The organism is Chloroflexus sp. (assembly GCF_034435895.1).
In the GTDB taxonomy this organism is placed as follows: domain Bacteria; phylum Chloroflexota; class Chloroflexia; order Chloroflexales; family Chloroflexaceae; genus Chloroflexus.
In genome coordinates, this window is record NZ_DAOTWH010000164.1 from 37,953 (window position 1) to 57,743 (window position 19,791).

A 19,791-nucleotide genomic window follows, 5' to 3' on the forward strand; every position below is an offset into this window, starting at 1 on the left:
AAACGGCGAGCGCTCGCTCGCCGCGCTAGCTCTGAAGTATAGCATAGGAACGCCAACCGTGCAACTGAGCGCCGTCTTGCGCCGTCTGAGCACCCAGCGCAACAGCCTGATCGTCATGGGCGGCTTCATCTTAAGCCGGCTGACCGGTCTGATCCGTGATATTGTCGCGTCGTACTATTTCGGCACCTCGGCTGAGATGGCAGCGTATGGGGCTGCGATCAGCACCGTTGATCTGCTCTACCTCGTGATCGTTGGCGGGGCGCTGGGCAGCAGTTTCATTCCGGTCTTTATCGAGGTCTGGGAGCGAGAACGGCCAGCGCGAGCGTGGGAACTAGCCAGTGCGGTGGTGACGTGGGCGCTGATGATCCTCGCCCTCGCGAGCGCCGGGTTGTTTGTGGCGGCGCCGTGGCTGGCGCCGCTCTTGTATGGCGGGCAAGGATTTACGGCGGAAACGCTTGAGCTGATTGTGGCCTTGACCCGGCTGTTCTTGCTCTCACCATTGCTGCTGGGGCTGGGGGGATTAGCGATGGCAGCGCTCAACGCGCGTGATCGGTTTACGATGCCTGCCTTAGCCCCCAGCATCTACAACCTCGGCATCACCGGCGGCGCGCTGCTCGCGCCATGGCTGGGCATTTGGGGCATGGCATGGGGTGTAGTGATCGGCGCGCTCGGATATCTGCTGATCCAGTTGCCGGCGCTATTCGCGCTCGGCATGCGACTGCGACCGCAGTTAGGCCGCCATCTGCCCAAACTGGGCAAGGTCGCGCAAGCGATGGGGCCGCGTGTGATCGGGCAAGCGGCGGCCCACCTCAGCATCGTTGCAACGCTGGCCTTAGCCGCCCGCCTGCCCGACGGCGATGCCAAGCTGGCTGGGTTGCGCTGGGCATACCAGTTGATGCTCTTGCCGTACGGCGTCTTTGCGCTCAGCTTAAGCACGGTCGCTTTTCCGCGACTGGCCCGGCTGGTGGCCGAGGGACGGCTAGCCGAGCTGAGCGACGACGTGCGGGCAACACTGGGGCGCATCCTCTGGCTAACCTTGCCAGCGACCGCCGGCCTAGTCACCTTAGGGCCGGCGCTGGCGCGCGTCTTGTTTGAACGAGGCGCGTTTGACAGCCTCTCGCTGAGCTACACTGCCGGCGCCTTAACCGGCTATGCGTTCGCCTTGCCGGCCTTTGCCGCCTCAGAAATCATGATCCGCGCCTTCTACGCGATGCAGCGCACATGGCCGCCAGTACTGATCGGGATCGGGCAAGTGACGATGAATATTGGGTTAGGCGCGACGCTGCTGGTGGCGGGGACCGATGTAAACGGGCTCGCGATTGCGTTCAGCATTGCCAACTCGCTCGAAGCGCTGGCGTTGGCGATCGTGTTAGGGCGCGCGCTACCGGGTCTCTGGCAAGCGCCGGCGCTGTGGCGGCGCTTGCTGATTGCGCTCGGTACGAGTGTAGCGGTTGGGCTGCTGTGGTGGTACGCGCGCGAGCTGATCCCCGGCGGCACGCCGGCGGCTAGTTATCGCTGGCCCGACGATCTGGCCGGATTATTGGTTGGCTTGGTCGTGGCGGGTGGTGTTGGGATGGTCATCTACGCTGCGTTAACCATCCTGCCGGATCGCCGTCGCCCGCTGGCCTGATCATGAAACGACGAAGCGCAGTTGTCCACCCTTGAAGGGTGCAAGGGCGGACAGAACGCACAAGCGTAGATGTGGTTCATGGCGTTGCGATGAGCTGTTTCACCCTCACCCCCAGCCCCTCTCCCGCGGGCGTAGGAGAGGGGCGGACAGATATAGAGTGCGGCAGTCAACCTGCCGCACTCCACAGCCGGCAAGCGGGGGCGATGCCGTAAAGACGCAACGCAAGCCAAGGCGCAGCGACGGTACACGCCAAGACGCGAAGGGCGCGCAGGGTCGCAGCGGGTTGGGAAGGGGAGGTGCAAGGACGGACGGAACCTGTGATCCGGAACCCGACTCTGAAGGGCTAGGCTAGGGTGGCGACACCCGCTTGCCGGTTGTCATTGCGAGGGAGTGGCGGCGCCCAGCGCGGCTGAGCGCCGTTCGCTGAAGCAATCTCCCACGAGAGCGGGAACAATGCCTGAGCGGAGTTCCGTTCGCGCTCGTGGGGGAGAGGCCGGAAGCCAGTGACAAAACCCACAACGCGGGCTGCTGGCCCTCACCCCCAGCCCCTCTCCCGCGTTAGCGGGAGAGGGAGTGGAGCGCCGGGCTTTGAGGCATTGCACAACGATCAACGGTTGTGATCAACTACATGTTCTGCCCGCCCCTCAACCACTGAAGGGCGGGCAACTATTTGGTTGGAGCAGAGTACGCTACGCATCTTGAGCCACCAAATTAGCCACAATCGCGCCGGAAGCGATCACGCCGGGCAGGCCAGCGCCGGGATGGGTACCGGCGCCGACGAGGTACAGGTTATCGATATCCTCTGAGCGGTTATGGGGGCGGAACCACGCCGACTGGGTGAGGATCGGCTGGATGGAAAAGCCCGCGCCGAGATAGCTATTCAGCGCATCGCGATAGTAGCGCGGATCGACCATATGCTCGACCACGATATGGCGGCGCAGATCAGGCATATAGTGCTCTTCGAGGAACGAGAGGATGGCCTCGCGCAGCCGCGGCCCGGCTGTGGCCCAATCGATCGGCGCCGCCAGATTGGGCACCGGCGTCAGCACATAGAGCGCCTCGTGACCGGGAGGGGCCAGCGTCGGATCGTTGTGAGACGGGCGATGGAGATAGAGCGAGAAATCGTCAGCCAGTCGCTTACGGTTGAAGATATCGTCGAGCAACCCCTTGTAGCGTTCGCTAAAGATAATATTGTGCTGCACCAAGCGGCCATCGTCGTAGCGCCGGTTAACGCCGAGATAGATCACCGCCAGCGACATACTGTAGCGCATGCGGCGCAGCCGGCGATCGGTCTGCACCTTGCGATAGCGCGGCGGGATCAGACGCATGTAGGTCTGCGGCACATCAGCATTCGAGACCACAATATCAGCGGGGAAGAGACGGCCATCTTGGGTGCGCACGGCGCGAGCGCGGCGACCATCGATCACAATCTCAACCGCTTTGGCATTCAACTCAAGCTTGCCGCCGAGTTCGGTAAAGAGTCGCACCATCGCCTTGACGATAGCGCCGGTGCCGCCACGGGCATGGTAGACACCCCACTTCCGTTCGAGGTAATGCACCATCGCGTAGATCGAGGTGGAATCAAACGGATTACCGCCAATAAAGAGGGGATGAAACGAGAAACAGCGGCGGAGGAAATCGTCTTGGAAGAACTGAGAAACAAACCGGTAGACGCTCTGATGTGATTTGAGGCGGATGAGGTCAGGCGCCACCCGCAGCATATCGCCAAAATGGAGAAACGGCTTATCAATCAGGCCAAATCCCTTCTCAAAGATCGGGCGTGTACTGGCGATAAAACGCTTATACCCCTCAACATCAGCCGGGTTCCACTGGCGAATCTGATCGAGCAGCGCTTGCTCATCATCGCCATACTCAAGGTAGCGACCCTCGTGATTAAAGAGGCGGTAATAGGGCCGGCATGGTTCAAGGGTAAAATAATCTTCGCGCCGTTTACCAGCCAACTGCCACAACTCATCGAACATAAACGGGGCAGTAATGACTGTCGGCCCGCTATCAAACGTATAACCCTTGGTCTGATAGACATAGGCGCGGCCACCGGGCCGATCGCGCTGTTCGAGGATCGTCACTGCGTGACCTTGGGCCGCCAAGCGGATCGCGGCGCTGAGGCCGCCAAAACCGCTGCCAATAACCACAATCTGCTTTGACGCCATACAACTATCACCTTTTGCGACACAACACGGCGCGCCGGAACGCCGCTCAGAAACCGGCCATGCCGATTGTAGCGGGGAACCGCCGCCAATGCAGAGAGAGTTTGTCGGCGCAGCGTGAAGAGACGATAACCGGCGCCCGCCCTACTAACAATTCTGTGTAGCAACCCCAATTCATAGCCAAGGAATTATTTGTATATCGTACGCACATTCACTGTGAACAGAATGACGAAAAGTTGCAAGACCGCAACTACGTGTTATAGCCGCTTTACTCCGCTACAACCGATCGCTAGGTATACTCGGCTTGCAAGCGATAGTAGCTAGACGGATCGCACCATGCGTCTGTGGATAGCCGAAGGTTTCACCCAAACGCAACAATGGCATCGCGCCATTACAAAGCGCCGCGCTGGTCATCTGTGGGCAGCGCTGGGCATTATCGTATTGAGCGGCCTGCTGGCAATATTCTTATGGTTCGTGATTGCCCGTCCAGTGAAAGTGTTACCACGAGGCGAGCAATTTCCCCCTTTTTCGTTAACCGATCAACGCGGCAGCCGGCTGCTCGACAGCGATCTGCGCGGGCGGATGGTGTTTGTCAGTCTAATGCATAGCCGTTGCGGCGACGAATGTGCCGAGCAGACCAAGCGCCTGCTCGAACTGCGGCAAGAACTGCAACGCAGCGGACGGCTGGGCAGCGATGTTCTGTTTCTCACCATCACCCTTGATCCAGCGCACGACACCCCAGCCGATCTTTCGGCATTGGCCGGCCAACTTGGCGTTGATCCGCAAAGTTGGCGGTTCGTCACTGGCGATCCGCGCGAGGTCAAGATGGTTGTCGGCGGCGGGTTAGGGGTGTACTACACCGAGCCTGACGCCAACGGCAAGCTCTACGCTGAACGGCGCACATTTCTGATCGATTCCAGCGGGATGATCCGCGCCTCGTACCCAGCCGAAGGGCCACCGCTGGCCATCGCGCTGCGCGACATTGATCTGCTCACGCGCGAAATGGGCAGCCAAGGGGCGATGCGGCTCGTGTACGAAGCGTCTCATCTTTTTGTGTGTTATCCGGAATAACCTCGAGGAGGAAAGGATGTCAAGCTACCGCCGCCCATCGGACGACGAGCATGAGGACGATCACGAGCCGCCGCGCGGCGCGCTCATGATCACGTTAGGGTTCTTGCTGGCGATGAGCATTCTGTGGATGCAGGTCTACCTGATCCTGTTGAACAACGGAGGGATACCGGCGTCATGAAAGACAAGAAGTTTATCAGCTACCTGTTTGAAGTGGCATGGATCCTACCCAGCGTTGCGATCCCGGTTTCAATGTTGGTAGCGATCTTGATCACTGCCTTTGCAATTGGCGTGCGGGTTCCCACCACGGCAGGGCGGGTCAGCGTCAGCGCAGTAGCTGCCGGAGCCGACTCCATCTTCAGCCAGACCGGCCTGCGCGAAATTGCTCCCGGTCGCTATGAGGCCATCATCACGGCGCAGACCTTTATGTTCACGCCGAGCAAAATTGAAGTGCCGGCTGGTTCGAGAGTCACCTTCATTCTCACCAGCAAAGATGTGATCCACGGCTTCAAGATCAATGGCACGCCTATTAATGTGATGGTTATTCCCGGTCAAGTCTCACGAGTTACTGCCACCTTTGATAAACCGGGAGAATACTTAGCCGTTTGTCATGAGTATTGCGGCGCTGGACATCACGTGATGTACGGCACAATTATCGTCAACTAAACGAAGCACTGCTCGACTGAAATCAAGGAGAGAGTTGCATGGCCAGTATTGCAGTACGCGCCCGCCCGGTGACAATCAGCACTGATCTCAGTGTTGAGCGCAAAATTGCCGGGATCAATATCTTTATCGCATTCGCCGCGCTCGCTGTCGGCGGCTTGATGGGTGTGCTCCAGATCCTGCGCTACAACGGGTTGGATCTCTACACCCCATCAAAACCGCTCCTCCCCGGCGGTTATTATCAGGGGCTGACCATCCACGGCGTTTTGAACGTATTGGTTTTTACCACCTTCTATATTATTGGCTTTTTGACCTACATCTTCACGAAGAGCTTGAATCGCCCGATGGCAAGCAGCCGGCTGGCATGGGTTACGCTCTGGGTAATGGTAGTCGGACTCCTCCTAGCGGCAATTCCACTGTTAGCGAACAACGCCACAGTGATGTTTACCTTCTACCCGCCGCTGAAGGCTGATGCGCTCTTCTACATTGGCCTGACGCTGGTAGTAGCCGGCACGTGGCTGTTGCTGGTGAATATGATCTTAACGCGCAATGCGTGGCTTGCCGATAACCCCGGCCAGCGCACGCCACTACCAGCCTATATGGCGATTGTAACCATGCTGATGTGGACAATCTCGACCATCGGTGTGGCAAGTGAGATGCTCTTCTTGGTCATCCCGTGGTCGCTAGGGCTGGTTGGCGGCACTGATCCGGTGCTGGCGCGCACGTTGTTCTGGTTCACCGGCCACCCAATCGTTTACTTCTGGCTTTTACCGGCATACATCTCGTGGTATACACTGGTGCCAGAACAGGCTGGTGGCAAGCTATTTAGCGACCCAATGGCGCGGGTCTCGTTCATTCTTTTCCTGATCCTGTCGCTGCCGATCGGGATGCACCATCAAGTGACCGATCCGGGCATTTCCGAGATGTGGAAGCTGGTGCATGCGATCTTCACCTTTGGCGTGTTCTTCCCCAGCCTGCTCACCTTCTTCAACGTGGTTGCGTCGCTGGAATACGCAGCACGACGCCAAGGCGGGGAAGGCTGGCTAGGGTGGATCTTTAACCTGCCGTGGGGCAAGCCCGAAATCTCGGCCCAAATTGTGGCTATGATGCTCTTTGCCTTCGGCGGCGTCAGTGGATTGGTGAACGCTTCGTACAACGTCAACCTCGTGGTGCATAACACAGCGTGGATTTCGGGTCACTTCCACCTAACGGTCGGCACGGCAGTGGCGCTGAGTTTTATGGGCATCACCTACTGGCTGGTGCCGCACCTCACCGGGCGGAAGCTGTGGAGCCGCGGGTTGGCGGTGGCGCAGCCGTGGCTCTGGTTTATCGGCATGGGTCTCTTCTCGCACTTCATGCACGAGCTCGGTCTCCGCGGCATGCCTCGCCGCACCGACATCGGCGGCGCACCTTATATGCAGGATGAGTGGCGGTTCTTCCTCTTCTTTGCCATGATCGGCGGTCTGATTATGTTTGTGAGCGCCATCTTCTACTACCTCAACATGATCATGACGCTGACCCGCGGCAAGAAGCTGGCCGAAGCGCCCGATTTCACCTTCGCCAAGGCGCTCTCTGGCCCTGAAGACGCACCCAAGATCCTTGACCGGCTGCTGGTGTGGGTCGTGATAGCAGCTATCATTTTGATCATCAACTACGTGCCGACGATCCTCGACCTTCTGAACACGGCAACATTTGATGTGCCGGGCCGTAGGGTCTGGTAACGAATGTTCGCATACCATTAACACCGTAGGAGCGCCGCACGGTTGTGCGGCGCTCCGAGTTTTCTTGACATTGACCGGTTTTCTGTGGTACTATCTCCCTTATCCGCACTATCAAAGGTAAACATAACAACGGAACGGCCATGCCCGCACACCGCGAGGGCAACGAGATAGAGGATTCTGTATGGCCCCATTGCTCGAAGTTCGCGATCTATGCACCTACTTCTATACGCAAGACGGCATCGTCAAAGCGGTTGACGGCGTCTCTTTTTATGTCAATCGAGGCGAAACGCTCGGCATCGTCGGCGAGTCGGGTTGCGGCAAATCGGTCACGTCGCTCTCGATTATGCGGCTGATCCCAACCCCGCCGGGCAAGATCGCCGGCGGCCAAATTCTGTTCGACGGCGAGGATCTGTTGCAAGCCAGCGAAGAGGAGATGCGGAACATTCGCGGCAACCGGATTGCAATGATCTTTCAAGACCCGATGACGTCGCTCAACCCGGTGTTGACGATTGGCCGGCAGATCACCGAGTCGCTCGAGTTGCACCTCAAATTGACCAAGAAAGAGGCGCGTGATCGCGCGGTCGAGCTGCTCGATATGGTGGGCATTCCCTCGGCCAGCAAGCGGCTCGATAACTATCCGCACCAGTTTTCGGGCGGGATGCGCCAGCGGGTGATGATCGCGATGGCGCTCTCGTGCAACCCCGAACTGTTGATCGCCGACGAGCCGACGACCGCGCTCGATGTGACGATTCAGGCCCAAATCCTCGAATTGATCAACCGGTTGCGCGAAGAGCTAGGTACGGCGGTGATTTTGATTACGCACGACCTTGGCGTCGTTGCTGGCATGACCGACCGGGTGACGGTGATGTACGCCGGTAAGGTGGTCGAAGAAGGCCCCACCAGCGAAATCTTTGCTAACCCGCGCATGCCGTATACGATTGGCTTGTTGCGTTCGATCCCGCGACTCGATGAAGAGCGGGGCCGGCGCTTAACGCCGATCCGCGGCTTGCCGCCGAATTTGATCGATTTGCCGCCGATCTGCCCCTTCAGCCCGCGTTGCGACTATGCGCGAGAGGAATGCCTCGCCAGCGCGCCGGCACTGCGCAGTGTGGGCCAACACCATCGGGCGGCATGCCATTTCGACATTACGATTGAGACCCCGATTCCCCAGCAAGTAACCAGCGACGTTGCGGCTTGACGAGGCGAGACATTCCATGGCTACGTTGGCACAATCCTCCAGCGAACAGTTGATCGAAGTAAAAGACCTGCGCATGCATTTCCCGGTCACACGAGGGATCATTTTTCAGCGGCGCGTAGGCACGGTGAAAGCGGTTGATGGCGTCAGTTTCACCATCAAGCGTGGTGAGACGCTTGGGTTGGTGGGCGAGTCGGGCTGCGGCAAGAGCACCACTGGGCGGGCGATTTTGCAATTGTACCGCCCCACCAGCGGGCAGGTGCTCTTTCAAGGCGTCGATTTGACCAAATTGCGCGGCAATGAGCTGCGCCAAATGCGCCGCCGGGTGCAGATGATTTTCCAAGACCCGTATGCCTCGCTCAACCCGCGCATGACGGTCGGCGACATTATTGCTGAGCCGATCCGGGTACATAAGCTGCGCGAAGGGCGAGCGGTGCGCGAGCGGGTCGAGGAGCTGTTGCATTTGGTTGGGCTCAACCCGGCTTTTGCCAATCGCTACCCGCACGAGTTTTCCGGCGGCCAACGGCAACGGATCGGGATCGCGCGCGCATTGGCGGTTGAGCCGGATTTCGTGGTCTGCGACGAGCCGGTCTCGGCGCTTGATGTGTCAATTCAGGCGCAAGTGGTCAATCTATTGGAAGAGTTGCAAGACAAACTCGGGTTGACCTATCTGTTTATTGCGCACGATCTCAGCGTGGTGAACCATATCTCTGACCGGGTGGCAGTGATGTACCTCGGCAAAGTGGTCGAGTTAGCCGAGGGGTCAAAACTGTATTCGATGCCGCTGCACCCGTACACGCAAGCGCTGCTCTCGGCGGTGCCGATCCCGGATCCGAAAGTGGAACAGCAACGCCGGCGGATCATTCTAGAGGGTGATGTGCCGAGCCCGCTCAACCCGCCGTCAGGCTGCCATTTCCACACCCGCTGCCCGATTGCCATCCAGCAATGCCGCGAAGAGGAACCGCCGTTTGTCGATTACGGCAACGGCCATTTTGCCGCTTGTTGGCGCGCGCGCGAAAGCGCAACGCTGATGCCGGAAGTGGCGCGGAAACAGGCCGAAGCCATTACCGCGCGGATTGCGGCTGATATTGGGCGGGTCAAGAGCATTACTCACGAGCAGGATCGCTAAGCCATATCTTTGCTCAATGCGCGCACCCGCAGGGCGAGAGTGAGCGCAATCGCGGCTGCCGGCGGGCGCCGTGCAGGATCAAGCACACAGCAAGCGGTCATCAGATCAACGATGCGCGGATCAGCAGGGGTATCGCCGAACAGATCGCCTAAGATCTGGCCAAACGCAAAGATGTCGGCGGCAGACGATGGTTCGGCGCCAGTGCGTCGTTCCGGCGCGATATAACGGTTCGGGGTAATGCCGCCAAGCGCGAGCGCCTCACTGCTCAGCCTTCCTAGCGCCAAACCGCTGATGGCCAGCCGAAACCCGGCGCGATACCGCAGATCAGGTGTTAAGAGCAGAGCAGCGGGACGGAGATCGCCATGCACCACATGAAACCGGTGGGCATACGCTAGGGCTAGCGCTGCCTGCCGGAGCAAATCAAAGAGGACGGCAGGCGGAACAGACACTCGTCGCAACCACATCGGCAGCGATCCAGCCGCCATATACTCGCTGGTGATATAGCCATAACTATGCCATTCGCCGCTCTCGCTGATGCGCAGAATGTGCGGATGGCGGAGCGCAGCCGCAATCCGCGCTTCATGGTGGAAGAGCGCGCGTAATTCAGTAACATAATCAAACGAGGCGCGCCACAAACGCACAGCGCATAGTTTACCGCTGCGCAGGTCGCTGGCCCGATAAACATCGCTGTACACCGATGAGGCAATCAGCGCTTCGATCTGGGCATGCCCGATAGTATCCCCGATCTGTGGTCGCACCATAGCCCCCCCCTTGCCGGCAACCACACCACGAGGCATTCGCCAACGCGGATCAGTTTATGTACACCGCATACGCACTCACCGTAAAAACGAGCAAGAACGCCAAGACTGTTTACCAATCCATTCCCCATCATTTACGCTACATACAGCGCCGCTTCACGTTCGGCCAAAACTGCACGCGCCTCGGCAATTGCGGCCAGCAAACGTTGGCGGCCACCGGCTTCGGCCAGCGCTTGCGCTTCGGCTAGCACGGCGCGTGCCTCGGCTATGGGCAGCAGGGGTGCGAGCCACACCCGAATTTGCGCGGCCAGATGACGGGCGCCAAGAGTGTCGGCTTGGGCCAGCGCCGTTGAGAGATAGTGAACAGCGCACGTGGTTTCACCACGGCGGGCGGCTACCAAGCCGAGATTAGCCGTGAGACCGGCCACCCGTTCGGGAATGCCGAGTTGGTTTGCCAAGCCCAAACCTTGTTGGAAGTACGCTTGCGCGGTAGCGAGATCGCCTTGGGCCAGCGCCACTTCGCCAGCGGTCGAAAGCAGGTACGGTTGCAATGCTAACAACCCGCGTTCTTCGGCCAACGCCAGCGCAGCGGTGATGATCGCGCCGGCGGCAGCCACCTCGCCGCGCAACAATCGGTGGTAGGCTTGGTTATTGCGAGCCAGCACGCGCCACGTACTGGCCTCATCCCCCGTCTGATCAGCAATGCGCTGCGCCGCTTCGTAACGCGCAATAGCGGCATCAAGATCGCCTTGCTGCGCGGCAATATTGCCCAGCTCGAAATTGACCTGCGCCAACGCGGCCTGATCGGCGACCGGACACGACAGCAGCACCTGTTCGGCAGCGGTCAAGCGTTCGGCAGCGCCATAGAGATCGGCCCCCTCGAGCGAAAGCGCCGTCCCCCACAAAAAGAGCGCCGTAGCCTGTTCGTTCGGATGCGCCGTAGGATCGAGCTGGCTCACCAGCGCAATCACATCGGCATAGCGTCCCTGCGGAATGAGGGCGCGGGCCAAAGCCAGCCGGGCCACGAGAGCGTCATACGCGGTTGGCGCGGTTGCCATCGCATCGCGGAAGGATTCAGCGGCCAGCGCCGCCGCCCCCGATTGCAACCGCGCCTCACCCAACTTGCGCAAGATGGCCGAACGCTGCGTTGCTGGCGCGCCGGCCAGCGCCTGCGCATAGAACTCAGCGGCTTCAGGCCAAGCCGCCAAGGCCGCAGCGCGTTCAGCAGCGCGCAAGGCATAGGTCGCGGCTCGTTCCAACCAGTCGCCAGCGGCAAAATGGAACGCAATCTGGCCGGCCAGATCGTCAAGCCGGTCGCGGTAGACGGTCTCAAGCGCTTCACCCACCCGCCGGTGCAACATCCGGTAGCGCAATTCGCCCACATCACAGGAGGCAACTTCCATCGTCAAGCTATGGTCAAAACAAAACCGGCCATCGGCACGGGGCAGCACCAACCGCGCCGCCAACAGCTCATCGAGCGCATCAAGCGCCGCCTCTTCCGACAGCGCTGCCGCTTTGGCCGCGACCACGAAATCGAAATCGCGGCCAACGACCACCGCTGCATCGAGAAACCGCCGGGCCGGATCGGAGAGCCGGCTGAGGCGTGACTCGATCAGGTGGTATACCGTCTGCGGCACGACCGGCTGCGCCGAGAGCGCACTCAGATCGACCATGCCATCGGCGGTGAGCCAGCCGGCAGTGCGAGCGTGGCGCACCAGCTCGGCGATGATATAGGGATTGCCTTCGGCGCTCTGTTCAAGCCAACCGGCGAGCGGATGGGCAAAGGTGGGGCTAAGGCGGCGGGCAATGGCGAGCGTCGCCTCCGGCGACAAGCGATCGATCGCCAAGCGGATCAGTCGCTCTTCACGCACTAAGGCGCGGATCAAACCGGCGAGCGGGCTGCGCGGTTCGGGCAGACGCGCGGTGGCGACCACCACCAGATCAGCTTCGGAGCTCCGCCGCAACAGATAGCCAAGCCAACCCAAGGTACTCGCATCGGCCCATTGGAGATCGTCGATCAAGAGACTCAGCGGGGTTTGGCGAGCGATCTCGACCAACAGACGGGTGATAGCCTCCCACAAGCGTGCCTCGTCGGGCGGTTCAGCAGGCGGCGGGGCCAGATCGGGCAACAGGCGGCCCAATTCGCTCCACCAGATCGGGGCGAGACGCACCTGCGCGCGCAAGGCAGGCCATTCTGGACGGGCTGCTAGCATCGCCAGCGCCGCGCTGATCGGATGGTACGGCAAATTCTGTTCAAGCTCACGAGCAACCCCGCTGAGTGCCAATCCGCCGCGCCACGCAAGAAACTCTTCGGCCAGACGGGTTTTGCCAATACCGGGCACGCCTTCAATCAGCAGCAAGCGACCGGGGCGCGCTTCAGCGCGCAAGCGAGCTAATTCAGCCTCGCGACCGGTAAACGGCAACAAGCCGTTGGCTACCGGCGGACGGAAGCGCGGCGCGGGAGCGACCGCGAGGGTATCGGTAATAATCGCGTCGTACAGCGCCTGCGTTTCGCGCATCGGCGGCACACCCAACTCTTGATCAAGCAGCTCGCGCAACCGCTCAAAGCGCCGGATCGCACCGACCCGATCGCCGCTCAGGTAGGCCAATCGCATCGCATCACGCTGAACGTCCTCTTGGAGCGGATCGATAGCGAGAGCGGCATCGAGCGCCCGCAGCGCATGAACCAGATCGCCGCCTTGTTCAGAGAGACGGGCCAAGCGCAGCCATCCTCGACCCACAAGCGATCGGGTTTGGGTACGGGCGCCTTCCAACCAAAACTGAAACGGCTCGCAATCGAGCAGATCAAAGCCAGCCAACAATTCGACGGGGTCGGAGGGCAACACAGCCGCCAAGGCGGCGGCACTGGCCTGCGGATCGGCCATCACGGCGTGCAACGCGCGCAGATCAACGGCAGCCGCCAGTGCAAGCTGCTCATCATCGGCAATTAAGGCATCGCCAACCGCGCGGCGAATGGTGTAGAGCGCGGAACGAAGAAGCTGTTGAGCCGCGCCACGCTCGTGATCGGGCCACAAGAGGGCCAACACCTGTTCACGCCGCACCGGTTGCGCGTGCGCAGCTAGATAAAACAGCAATGCCCGGTTGCGCCGTCGCGGCAACGTCACCGGCTGATCGTTGCGCAATACCCGTGGGACACCGAAGAGTTGAACGATGATCATGCACCCTCTTCATGCGGCACGGCGCTGGCGGGCAAACTAGCCTGCAACAACCGCCGCACTTCATCATCACTCGTCTGGCGAAAGTCATCATACCAGTAACTGAGGGCGTAGAACGGCTCAACGGCCAACACCGCAACCACATCATCGGCCACGGTGCGCAGATGGCGCACGCTCTCAGTACTGGCAACGGGCACTGCCACCGTAATCCAGCGCGGCTGCTGCAACCGCACGCAATTCACCGCGGCATGCATGGTCGCGCCGGTAGCCAAGCCATCATCAACAATGATCACCGTCTTATCGTGCAACTCCGGCGGCGGGCGCTGGCCACGATAAGCGCGGGCGCGGCGCGCGATTTCAGCCTGTTCCAGCGCGGTAATCTCTTCGATGACATAGGCAGGAATGCCCAAGTCGGCAATAATATCATGATTGAGCACCCGGGCACCTTGTTCGGCAATCGCGCCCATTGCCAACTCTGGCTGGCCGGGCGCCCCCAACTTGCGCACCAGCAACACATCGAGCGGCGCATGCAACGCCTGCGCGACTTCGTAGGCGACCGGCACACCGCCGCGGGGCAGGGCCAGAACTTGGAGGCGAGGCCGGTCAGCATACTGGCTCAAGGCCAATGCCAAAGCCCGCCCGGCAGCGCGCCGATCAGGAAAGCGTTGCGGAATAACCGGTGCTGGCATCGCGAACCCCCTTTCGAGCATCAAGGGCGAACCGCTGATCACGATCATAACACAGGCAAGGTTGCCCAACAATAGGAAAACGATTGACGGCAGGGCCGCCTCTTCGTATAATCTCGGCAGCAAGATGTGGCAGCATGCGAAAGGGCGGATATGAAATTGATTGTCTTCGTGGTCGAAGATGCGAATGCCGATGCCGGCGTTGACGCGCTGGTCGCCGCCGGGTTTCGAGTGACACGGCTGGCGACGACCGGCGGCTTTTTGCGCCGAGGAAATACAACGCTGCTGGTAGGCGTGGAAGATGCGCAAGTCGATCGCGCGCACGAGATTATGCAACGAGCAGCGCCGGGGACGCTGGCGATCACGATGGATCTTGAGCGGTATGAGCGGCTGTAGGCACCTGTGCGTATCCTGTATCTTGCTTCCGGCATTCCGGTGCCGGGCACATTGGGCGGCAGCATTCACACGCTGGAAGTCGCGCGCGGTCTGGCCCAGCGCGGCCATGACGTGCATGTGGTGGCAGCCAACCGTGAGCTGCCGCTCAGCCATCTGCGCCTCCGGCCAATGTTCCGGCTCGCCGGGCAGCCCTACAGCGGGTTCACGCTATACCAGCAAGACCTGCCCAAACTGCTGAGCCTGCTCGGCGTGGCGGCGGTCATGCGGTTGGCGCGCTCGTTACGGCCCGATCTGGTCATCGAGCGTTACTACAACTTCGCCGGGGCCGGCATGATCGCGGCGCGGCGGTTAGGCATTCCAGCGATCCTCGAAGTGAATGCACTGATGGTCGATCCGCCGGAAATCGCTAAGCGCCGGATCGACGATGCGTTAGGCGGGCCATTCCGGCGCTGGGCCGAGCGGCAGTGCCAGTGGGCTGACCGGATTGTGACGCCGTTGCACACAACGGTACCGGCTAGCATTCCGCGGACAAAGATCGTTGAATTGCCATGGGGCGCGAACGTTGAGATGTTCACACCGCCGGCGGCGCCGCCCCCCGGCCCGCCCAACATCGTGTTTATCGGTTCATTTCGGGCGTGGCACGGCGTGCAAGACTTCGCGCGCGCGGCGCGGCTACTGATTGAACGCGGACACCCCTACCGCTTCACGCTGATCGGCGACGGCCCTGAGCGCGCCGCCGCCGAGACATTGGCCGCGCCATACGCCCAACGGTTCACCTTCACCGGCGCGGTGCCGCACGAACGGCTGCCGGAACTACTGGCGCACGCTCACCTTGGCGTCGCGCCCTTCAACACCGCCCCTCATCCGGCCCTGCGCGCCGCCGGCTTCTTCTGGTCGCCGCTGAAGATTTACGAATATATGGCCGCCGGCCTGCCGGTCGTCACTGCAGCGATTCCGCCGCTGAACGCCATCATCCGAGAAGGGACGGAAGGGGCGCTCTTTCGCGAAGGCGACATCGTCGATCTGGCCGCCGCCATCGAGCGCGTGCTGGCCAACCCGGCAGCGGCGTTTGCGATGGGGCAACGGGCGCGCGCGCGCGTCGTGGCCGAATTTTCGTGGCAACGGCACTGCGCCGAGCTGGAACAGATCGGTGATCAGCTCGTGCAACGCCAACCGGTACGATAGCCACCACGAAACGCCACCAAGCTGGCGAGTGGATGCGTCGTTCAAGCCTATCAGGCACCCCCCGGCTTGCTTGCTCTTGGCCAACCGAGGCGCGCTTGCAGAGAACCCCGTCCTGATCCATAATCGAAGTAGGTCGTTGTGGCTTACCCTTTCCACATCACACTACCCACGAACGTTCGCGCACAGAACGCTCGTGCTGCGCATGGTTCACCGCCATGATGCTTGCCAACCTCAGCGAATTGGCTTGCTACCTCCCCGGCCTGATCCGGCGCCGGTTGCAAAACATTGGCGCCGATGGGCGGCTTGAACCAGCCAAGGAGAGCTTTCCGGCAGCCATTTTGTTTGCCGATCTATCGGGATTTACGGCGCTCACCGAACACCTGACCCATACCAATCCGGCTGGCACCGAAGAGCTGACGCACATCCTCGAACTCTATTTTGGGCATTTGGTCAGGATCGTCACGGCCCATGGCGGGGATGTGATCAAATTTGCCGGCGATGGCCTACTAGCCCTATGGTACGGCAACGAGTCGCTGGAATTGATCACACGCCGCGCCGTGCAATGCGGTCTCGCGATCCAGATGATTATGTCACCCGCCGTTTGGAGCACGGAAGTGGTTGATGAAGCGGCGCGGGGGTTGCGGGCGCGGGTAGGGATTGGGGCTGGCGAGGTAACGGTGATGCATCTAGGCGGCATCTTTGATCGCTGGGAGATCTTGATCATCGGCGAGGCCGTGCGTGATGCCGGCGCCGCCGAAGCGACAGCGCCGCCGGGAGAGGTCGCCTTAACCGCCGCCGCGTGGCAGTTAGCGCAGCCATGGTGCCAAGCGGCGCCACTGCCCGGCGGCTACTGGCGGCTCACCGCATTGCTCGATGACGTGCCGATGCAGGCGCTTACGCCACCACAGATCGACCTCGAACAAATCGAACTGTTACGCTCGTATGTGCCGAAAGCGATTTTGACCCGCATTGACGCTGGGCAAACCGCGTGGCTCGCCGAACAACGCTATGTGACGGTACTGTTTGCCCATCTTGGCGATCTGACGGCTGACACGCCATTGCTGGCAGCGCAAGCGGCGCTGCGCGCGATCCAGACCTGTATTTACCGGTACGAAGGCAGCATTAACCGGCTTGGCACCGATAACAAAGGGCCGACGCTGCTGGTAGCGTTTGGGTTGCCGCCGTTTGCCCATGAAGACGACGCGCTTCGCGGCGTCTTAACCGCCCACGACATTGTCAACACCCTCGCCGATCTAGGGTTTACCTGCACGATCGGCGTCGCTAGCGGGCAGGCGCTCTGCAGTTCGGTCGGCGGGCAAGAGCGGCGCGAATACACGATGATGGGTTCGGTCGTCAATCGGGCCGCGCGGCTGATGCAAGCGGCGCGGCAGCAAAGCACGCCCATCTTGTGCGATGGCGAGACGGCAGCCGCTTGCCGCGACCGGATCAACTTTAACGCTTTGCCCCCGCTGTACCTGCGCGGGATTGCCGATCCGGTTCATATCTTCCAACCGCTATTGAATATCACCGATGGATACGATCGACGGTCGTCGATCACCGACCGCTACACCAACTCCCTCGTTGGGCGGGCCAACGAAATGGCGCTGCTCAATGAACGCTTCGAGCGATTACGGCAGGGCCAAGGCAGCAGCATTGTGATTACCGGCGAAGTTGGCATCGGTAAATCACATCTCGTCCAAGCCTTTATTGCCCAAGCGCGCAACCACGGCGCGATCGTGCTCGCCGGTACGGCCCGCTTAATCGATCGCAGCCCGTACAATGTGCTACGGGCCGGTCTGCCGGGATTACTGAATGATCCGCGACTGGCCGATCTGACGGATGCGACTGACACCATCATCCGTGAACTCTGGCCAACGACCCTTATCGGCCAGACCCCCAACCTCGCCGCGCTGACGCCACCCCATGCCGGACGCCTGCGCGACGGTTTGATTACACTGCTCGTCAATGTGGCGGAACGCGCCTCCTTGGTGATCGCGGTCGAAGACACGCAATGGCTCGATGAAACAACATGGACGTTACTAGCCGACTTGCTCGATCGCCAGCCGCCCATCCTGCTGATCCTCACGGGAAGACCGCCGCTGAATCAGACCGAAGGGCAGCGCCGGCTGCTCTACCATCCATTGATGGATCAGATCAAATTACAGGGCCTGTCCCCGCTCGCCATTCATGATCTGATTGCCCAGCTCTTTGAAGTCGAGCAAGTCGATGAAGCGATCTGGCGGCTGATCGCCGAGCAGACGCAGGGCCATCCCTTTTTCAGCCTTGAGCTCGCCAAAGCCCTGCGCGATGCCGGATTGATTATGCGCCAACGCCAAATCTGTCGCTTCGTGCCGGGAGCGGCGAGCACTGCGTTGCAGATGGTGCGGTTGCCGGCCACAGTGCAAGGTCTGATCACGAGTCGCTTCGATCAATTAACGCTGGATCAGCAATTGACGTTGAAAGTCGCCAGCGTGATCGGGGTCGAATTTGACCCGGCGACGTTAGCGGCCATACACCCCGCGCAGATCACCGAACAACAACTGACCAGCCAGCTTTTCGCTATCCAACAAGCCGGCTTGATCACCCTTGAGCGGTTTGAACCAACGTTGTCCTACGCCTTCCGGCCAGCGGCGGTGGCTGAAGCGATCTACAACCTGATGAGTTTTGCCCAGCGGCGACAGGTGCATGCCCGCTTAGCCGAGCATCTCGAACAACACGCTGGCCATGATCCACTGCGGGCAACCACCATTGCCTACCACTGGCAAGCTGCCGGCGAGCCAGTACGGGCACAGCCGTATCTCGACCGGGCGGGTGCGCTTGCGCTCCACACCGGTGATTACGCGAGCGCGATCGACCTCTTGAGCAAAGCGAACCAGATCAACACCGACCAATCGAGCGTCACGATTGGCCGGCGCGAACGGATGTTAGCTGAAGCGTTTTATTGCCAAGGTCGCCTTGGCGAAAGCTACCGGTTGGTGCAGAATGCCCTTGCCCATCTTGGCATGCCATTGCCGTCCGATCGGCGGGCCTTGCTCGCGCCGGTGCTGATCGAGAGTGTGCAGCAGATGCTGGCGCTGCTTGGCATTCGCCCCCGCACCATGCCGACAGGGATTGAGATTGATACAATGGAAATTGCGCGCGCGGCCAATCTGTTGGTGCAACTCGACTATTACCAGCGCGACCCGCTGACGATGTTGCACAGCTTACTGCGCGCGCTGAATCTGGCTGAAGCCGCCGGGTTGCCATTGGCCCGCGCCCGCGCGTACGCGCACATGGAAGTTGCGCTGAACCGATTGCCGATCTTAGCCGCACTGTACCGGCGCAAAGCGATGCGGCTAGCGCGGGATTTGGGCGACCCGGCCACCATTGCGTGGGCCGCGCAAATGCAGGGTCTCGCCGCCTTGGGCCGGGGAGACTGGCAACGGGCGCAGGCAGCTTTGAGTCTCGGCTTGAACATTGCCCAACAGCACGATGAAACTCGCCGGTGGGTCGAATGCCGCGCCTTGCTCTGTATGGCGCAAGCGCGGACGGGCAATTTCGCGGCGGCGCTAACCGGCGCGGCTGAAGTCGTTGCGCGCGGCGAGCGGACTCGCGACCATCAGGTGCAGGTATGGGGCCGCCTCAGCGCGGTTGAGATTCATCTTGCGGCTGGTGATGTGAACGCAGCGATGGCCGAATGGCAAGCGGCGAGCAATCTGTTTACCGATTCGAGCCGGATCAGCCGCGCCGATCAGATTTGGCATACCATGCTCGCAGCACGGATCGCCCAGATCAGCGGCGAAACACAACAGGCGCATGAGCTGGCCATGCAAGCGTTGCAGCAGATTCACGGCGCGCCGCCGTTGGCGATTTACCTGCTGCGCAGTTATGAAGCGTTAGCCCAAATGCCGCTGCCATGGCGGCAACATTGGGAAGCGCGCTTCATTCGTTGGCAAGTAGGGTTGATCTTTCCGGTGGCATTGCGCTCGCGCCAGCGGCGACGACGATAAGTGGATGGATAGTGGTAGGAGGAGCGA

At 60.9% G+C, this 19,791-nt stretch carries 14 protein-coding genes; 10 read left to right on the top strand and 4 right to left on the bottom strand.

The annotated features are described in order from the left end of the window. Positions 1–58 precede the first annotated feature (58 nt). Positions 59–1,630 carry a murein biosynthesis integral membrane protein MurJ gene (gene murJ / locus U9R81_RS09975; RefSeq protein ID WP_322495312.1) on the top strand — a complete coding sequence of 524 codons (1,572 nt, stop codon included), beginning with the start codon at positions 59–61 and terminating at the stop codon, positions 1,628–1,630. Positions 1,631–2,319: 689 nt separating this feature from the next. On the opposite strand, the gene U9R81_RS09980 is transcribed toward murJ, so the two are convergent. Then, entirely contained in the window at positions 2,320–3,801 is a 1,482-nt protein-coding gene (locus U9R81_RS09980; protein WP_322495313.1) for a phytoene desaturase, read from the bottom strand. A 333-nt stretch (positions 3,802–4,134) separates the two neighbouring features. On the opposite strand from U9R81_RS09980, the gene U9R81_RS09985 reads away from it, so the two are divergent. The 6 genes from U9R81_RS09985 to U9R81_RS10010 all read left to right on the top strand — a co-directional run bounded on the left by U9R81_RS09985 (position 4,135) and on the right by U9R81_RS10010 (position 9,574). Next, on the top strand, positions 4,135–4,869 hold the full coding sequence (locus tag U9R81_RS09985; protein ID WP_322495314.1) for an SCO family protein: 735 nt from the start codon (positions 4,135–4,137) through the stop codon (positions 4,867–4,869). A 16-nt stretch (positions 4,870–4,885) separates the two neighbouring features. Then, positions 4,886–5,047 (top strand): hypothetical protein, encoded by a 162-nt coding sequence (locus U9R81_RS09990; RefSeq protein ID WP_322495315.1) that lies wholly within the window; start codon positions 4,886–4,888, stop codon positions 5,045–5,047. Beyond that, entirely contained in the window at positions 5,044–5,532 is a 489-nt protein-coding gene (locus U9R81_RS09995; protein WP_322495316.1) for a cytochrome c oxidase subunit II, read from the top strand. Before U9R81_RS09990 ends, U9R81_RS09995 begins: the two co-directional genes overlap by 4 nt. Before the next feature lie 38 nt (positions 5,533–5,570). Continuing rightward, positions 5,571–7,250: a cbb3-type cytochrome c oxidase subunit I gene (locus tag U9R81_RS10000; protein WP_322495317.1), complete on the top strand. Its 1,680-nt coding sequence runs from the start codon at positions 5,571–5,573 to the stop codon at positions 7,248–7,250. Positions 7,251–7,431: 181 nt separating this feature from the next. After that, positions 7,432–8,448, top strand: a complete 1,017-nt coding sequence (locus U9R81_RS10005) for an ABC transporter ATP-binding protein (RefSeq protein ID WP_322495318.1) — start codon at positions 7,432–7,434, stop codon at positions 8,446–8,448. 16 nt (positions 8,449–8,464) lie between these two features. After that, a complete protein-coding gene (locus tag U9R81_RS10010) occupies positions 8,465–9,574 on the top strand; it encodes a dipeptide ABC transporter ATP-binding protein (protein WP_322495319.1) in 1,110 nt (369 codons plus the stop codon). Here the strand turns inward: U9R81_RS10010 and U9R81_RS10015 are convergent. The 3 genes from U9R81_RS10015 to U9R81_RS10025 form a co-directional block, all read right to left on the bottom strand. Further along, the gene (locus U9R81_RS10015) at positions 9,571–10,335 is read right to left on the bottom strand and encodes a protein kinase domain-containing protein (RefSeq protein WP_322495320.1); all 765 of its coding nucleotides are present in this window, start codon (positions 10,333–10,335) and stop codon (positions 9,571–9,573) included. The two genes, U9R81_RS10010 and U9R81_RS10015, sit on opposite strands and share 4 nt — an antisense overlap. Positions 10,336–10,466: 131 nt before the next feature. Then, the gene (locus U9R81_RS10020; RefSeq protein ID WP_322495321.1) at positions 10,467–13,511 is read right to left on the bottom strand and encodes an ATP-binding protein; all 3,045 of its coding nucleotides are present in this window, start codon (positions 13,509–13,511) and stop codon (positions 10,467–10,469) included. Beyond that, positions 13,508–14,197: a phosphoribosyltransferase gene (locus U9R81_RS10025; RefSeq protein WP_322495322.1), complete on the bottom strand. Its 690-nt coding sequence runs from the start codon at positions 14,195–14,197 to the stop codon at positions 13,508–13,510. Before U9R81_RS10025 ends, U9R81_RS10020 begins: the two co-directional genes overlap by 4 nt. A 150-nt stretch (positions 14,198–14,347) precedes the next feature. Here U9R81_RS10025 and U9R81_RS10030 point away from each other — a divergent pair, with 150 nt between their 5' ends. The 3 genes from U9R81_RS10030 (at position 14,348) to U9R81_RS10040 (ending at position 19,764) form a co-directional block, all read left to right on the top strand. Continuing rightward, the gene (locus U9R81_RS10030; protein WP_298405910.1) at positions 14,348–14,590 is read left to right on the top strand and encodes a cyclic-di-AMP receptor; all 243 of its coding nucleotides are present in this window, start codon (positions 14,348–14,350) and stop codon (positions 14,588–14,590) included. Positions 14,591–14,596: 6 nt separating this feature from the next. Next, positions 14,597–15,775 (top strand): glycosyltransferase family 4 protein, encoded by a 1,179-nt coding sequence (locus U9R81_RS10035; protein ID WP_322495323.1) that lies wholly within the window; start codon positions 14,597–14,599, stop codon positions 15,773–15,775. Between the two features lie 215 nt (positions 15,776–15,990). After that, on the top strand, positions 15,991–19,764 hold the full coding sequence (locus tag U9R81_RS10040) for an AAA family ATPase (protein ID WP_322495324.1): 3,774 nt from the start codon (positions 15,991–15,993) through the stop codon (positions 19,762–19,764). Positions 19,765–19,791: the final 27 nt, after the last annotated feature.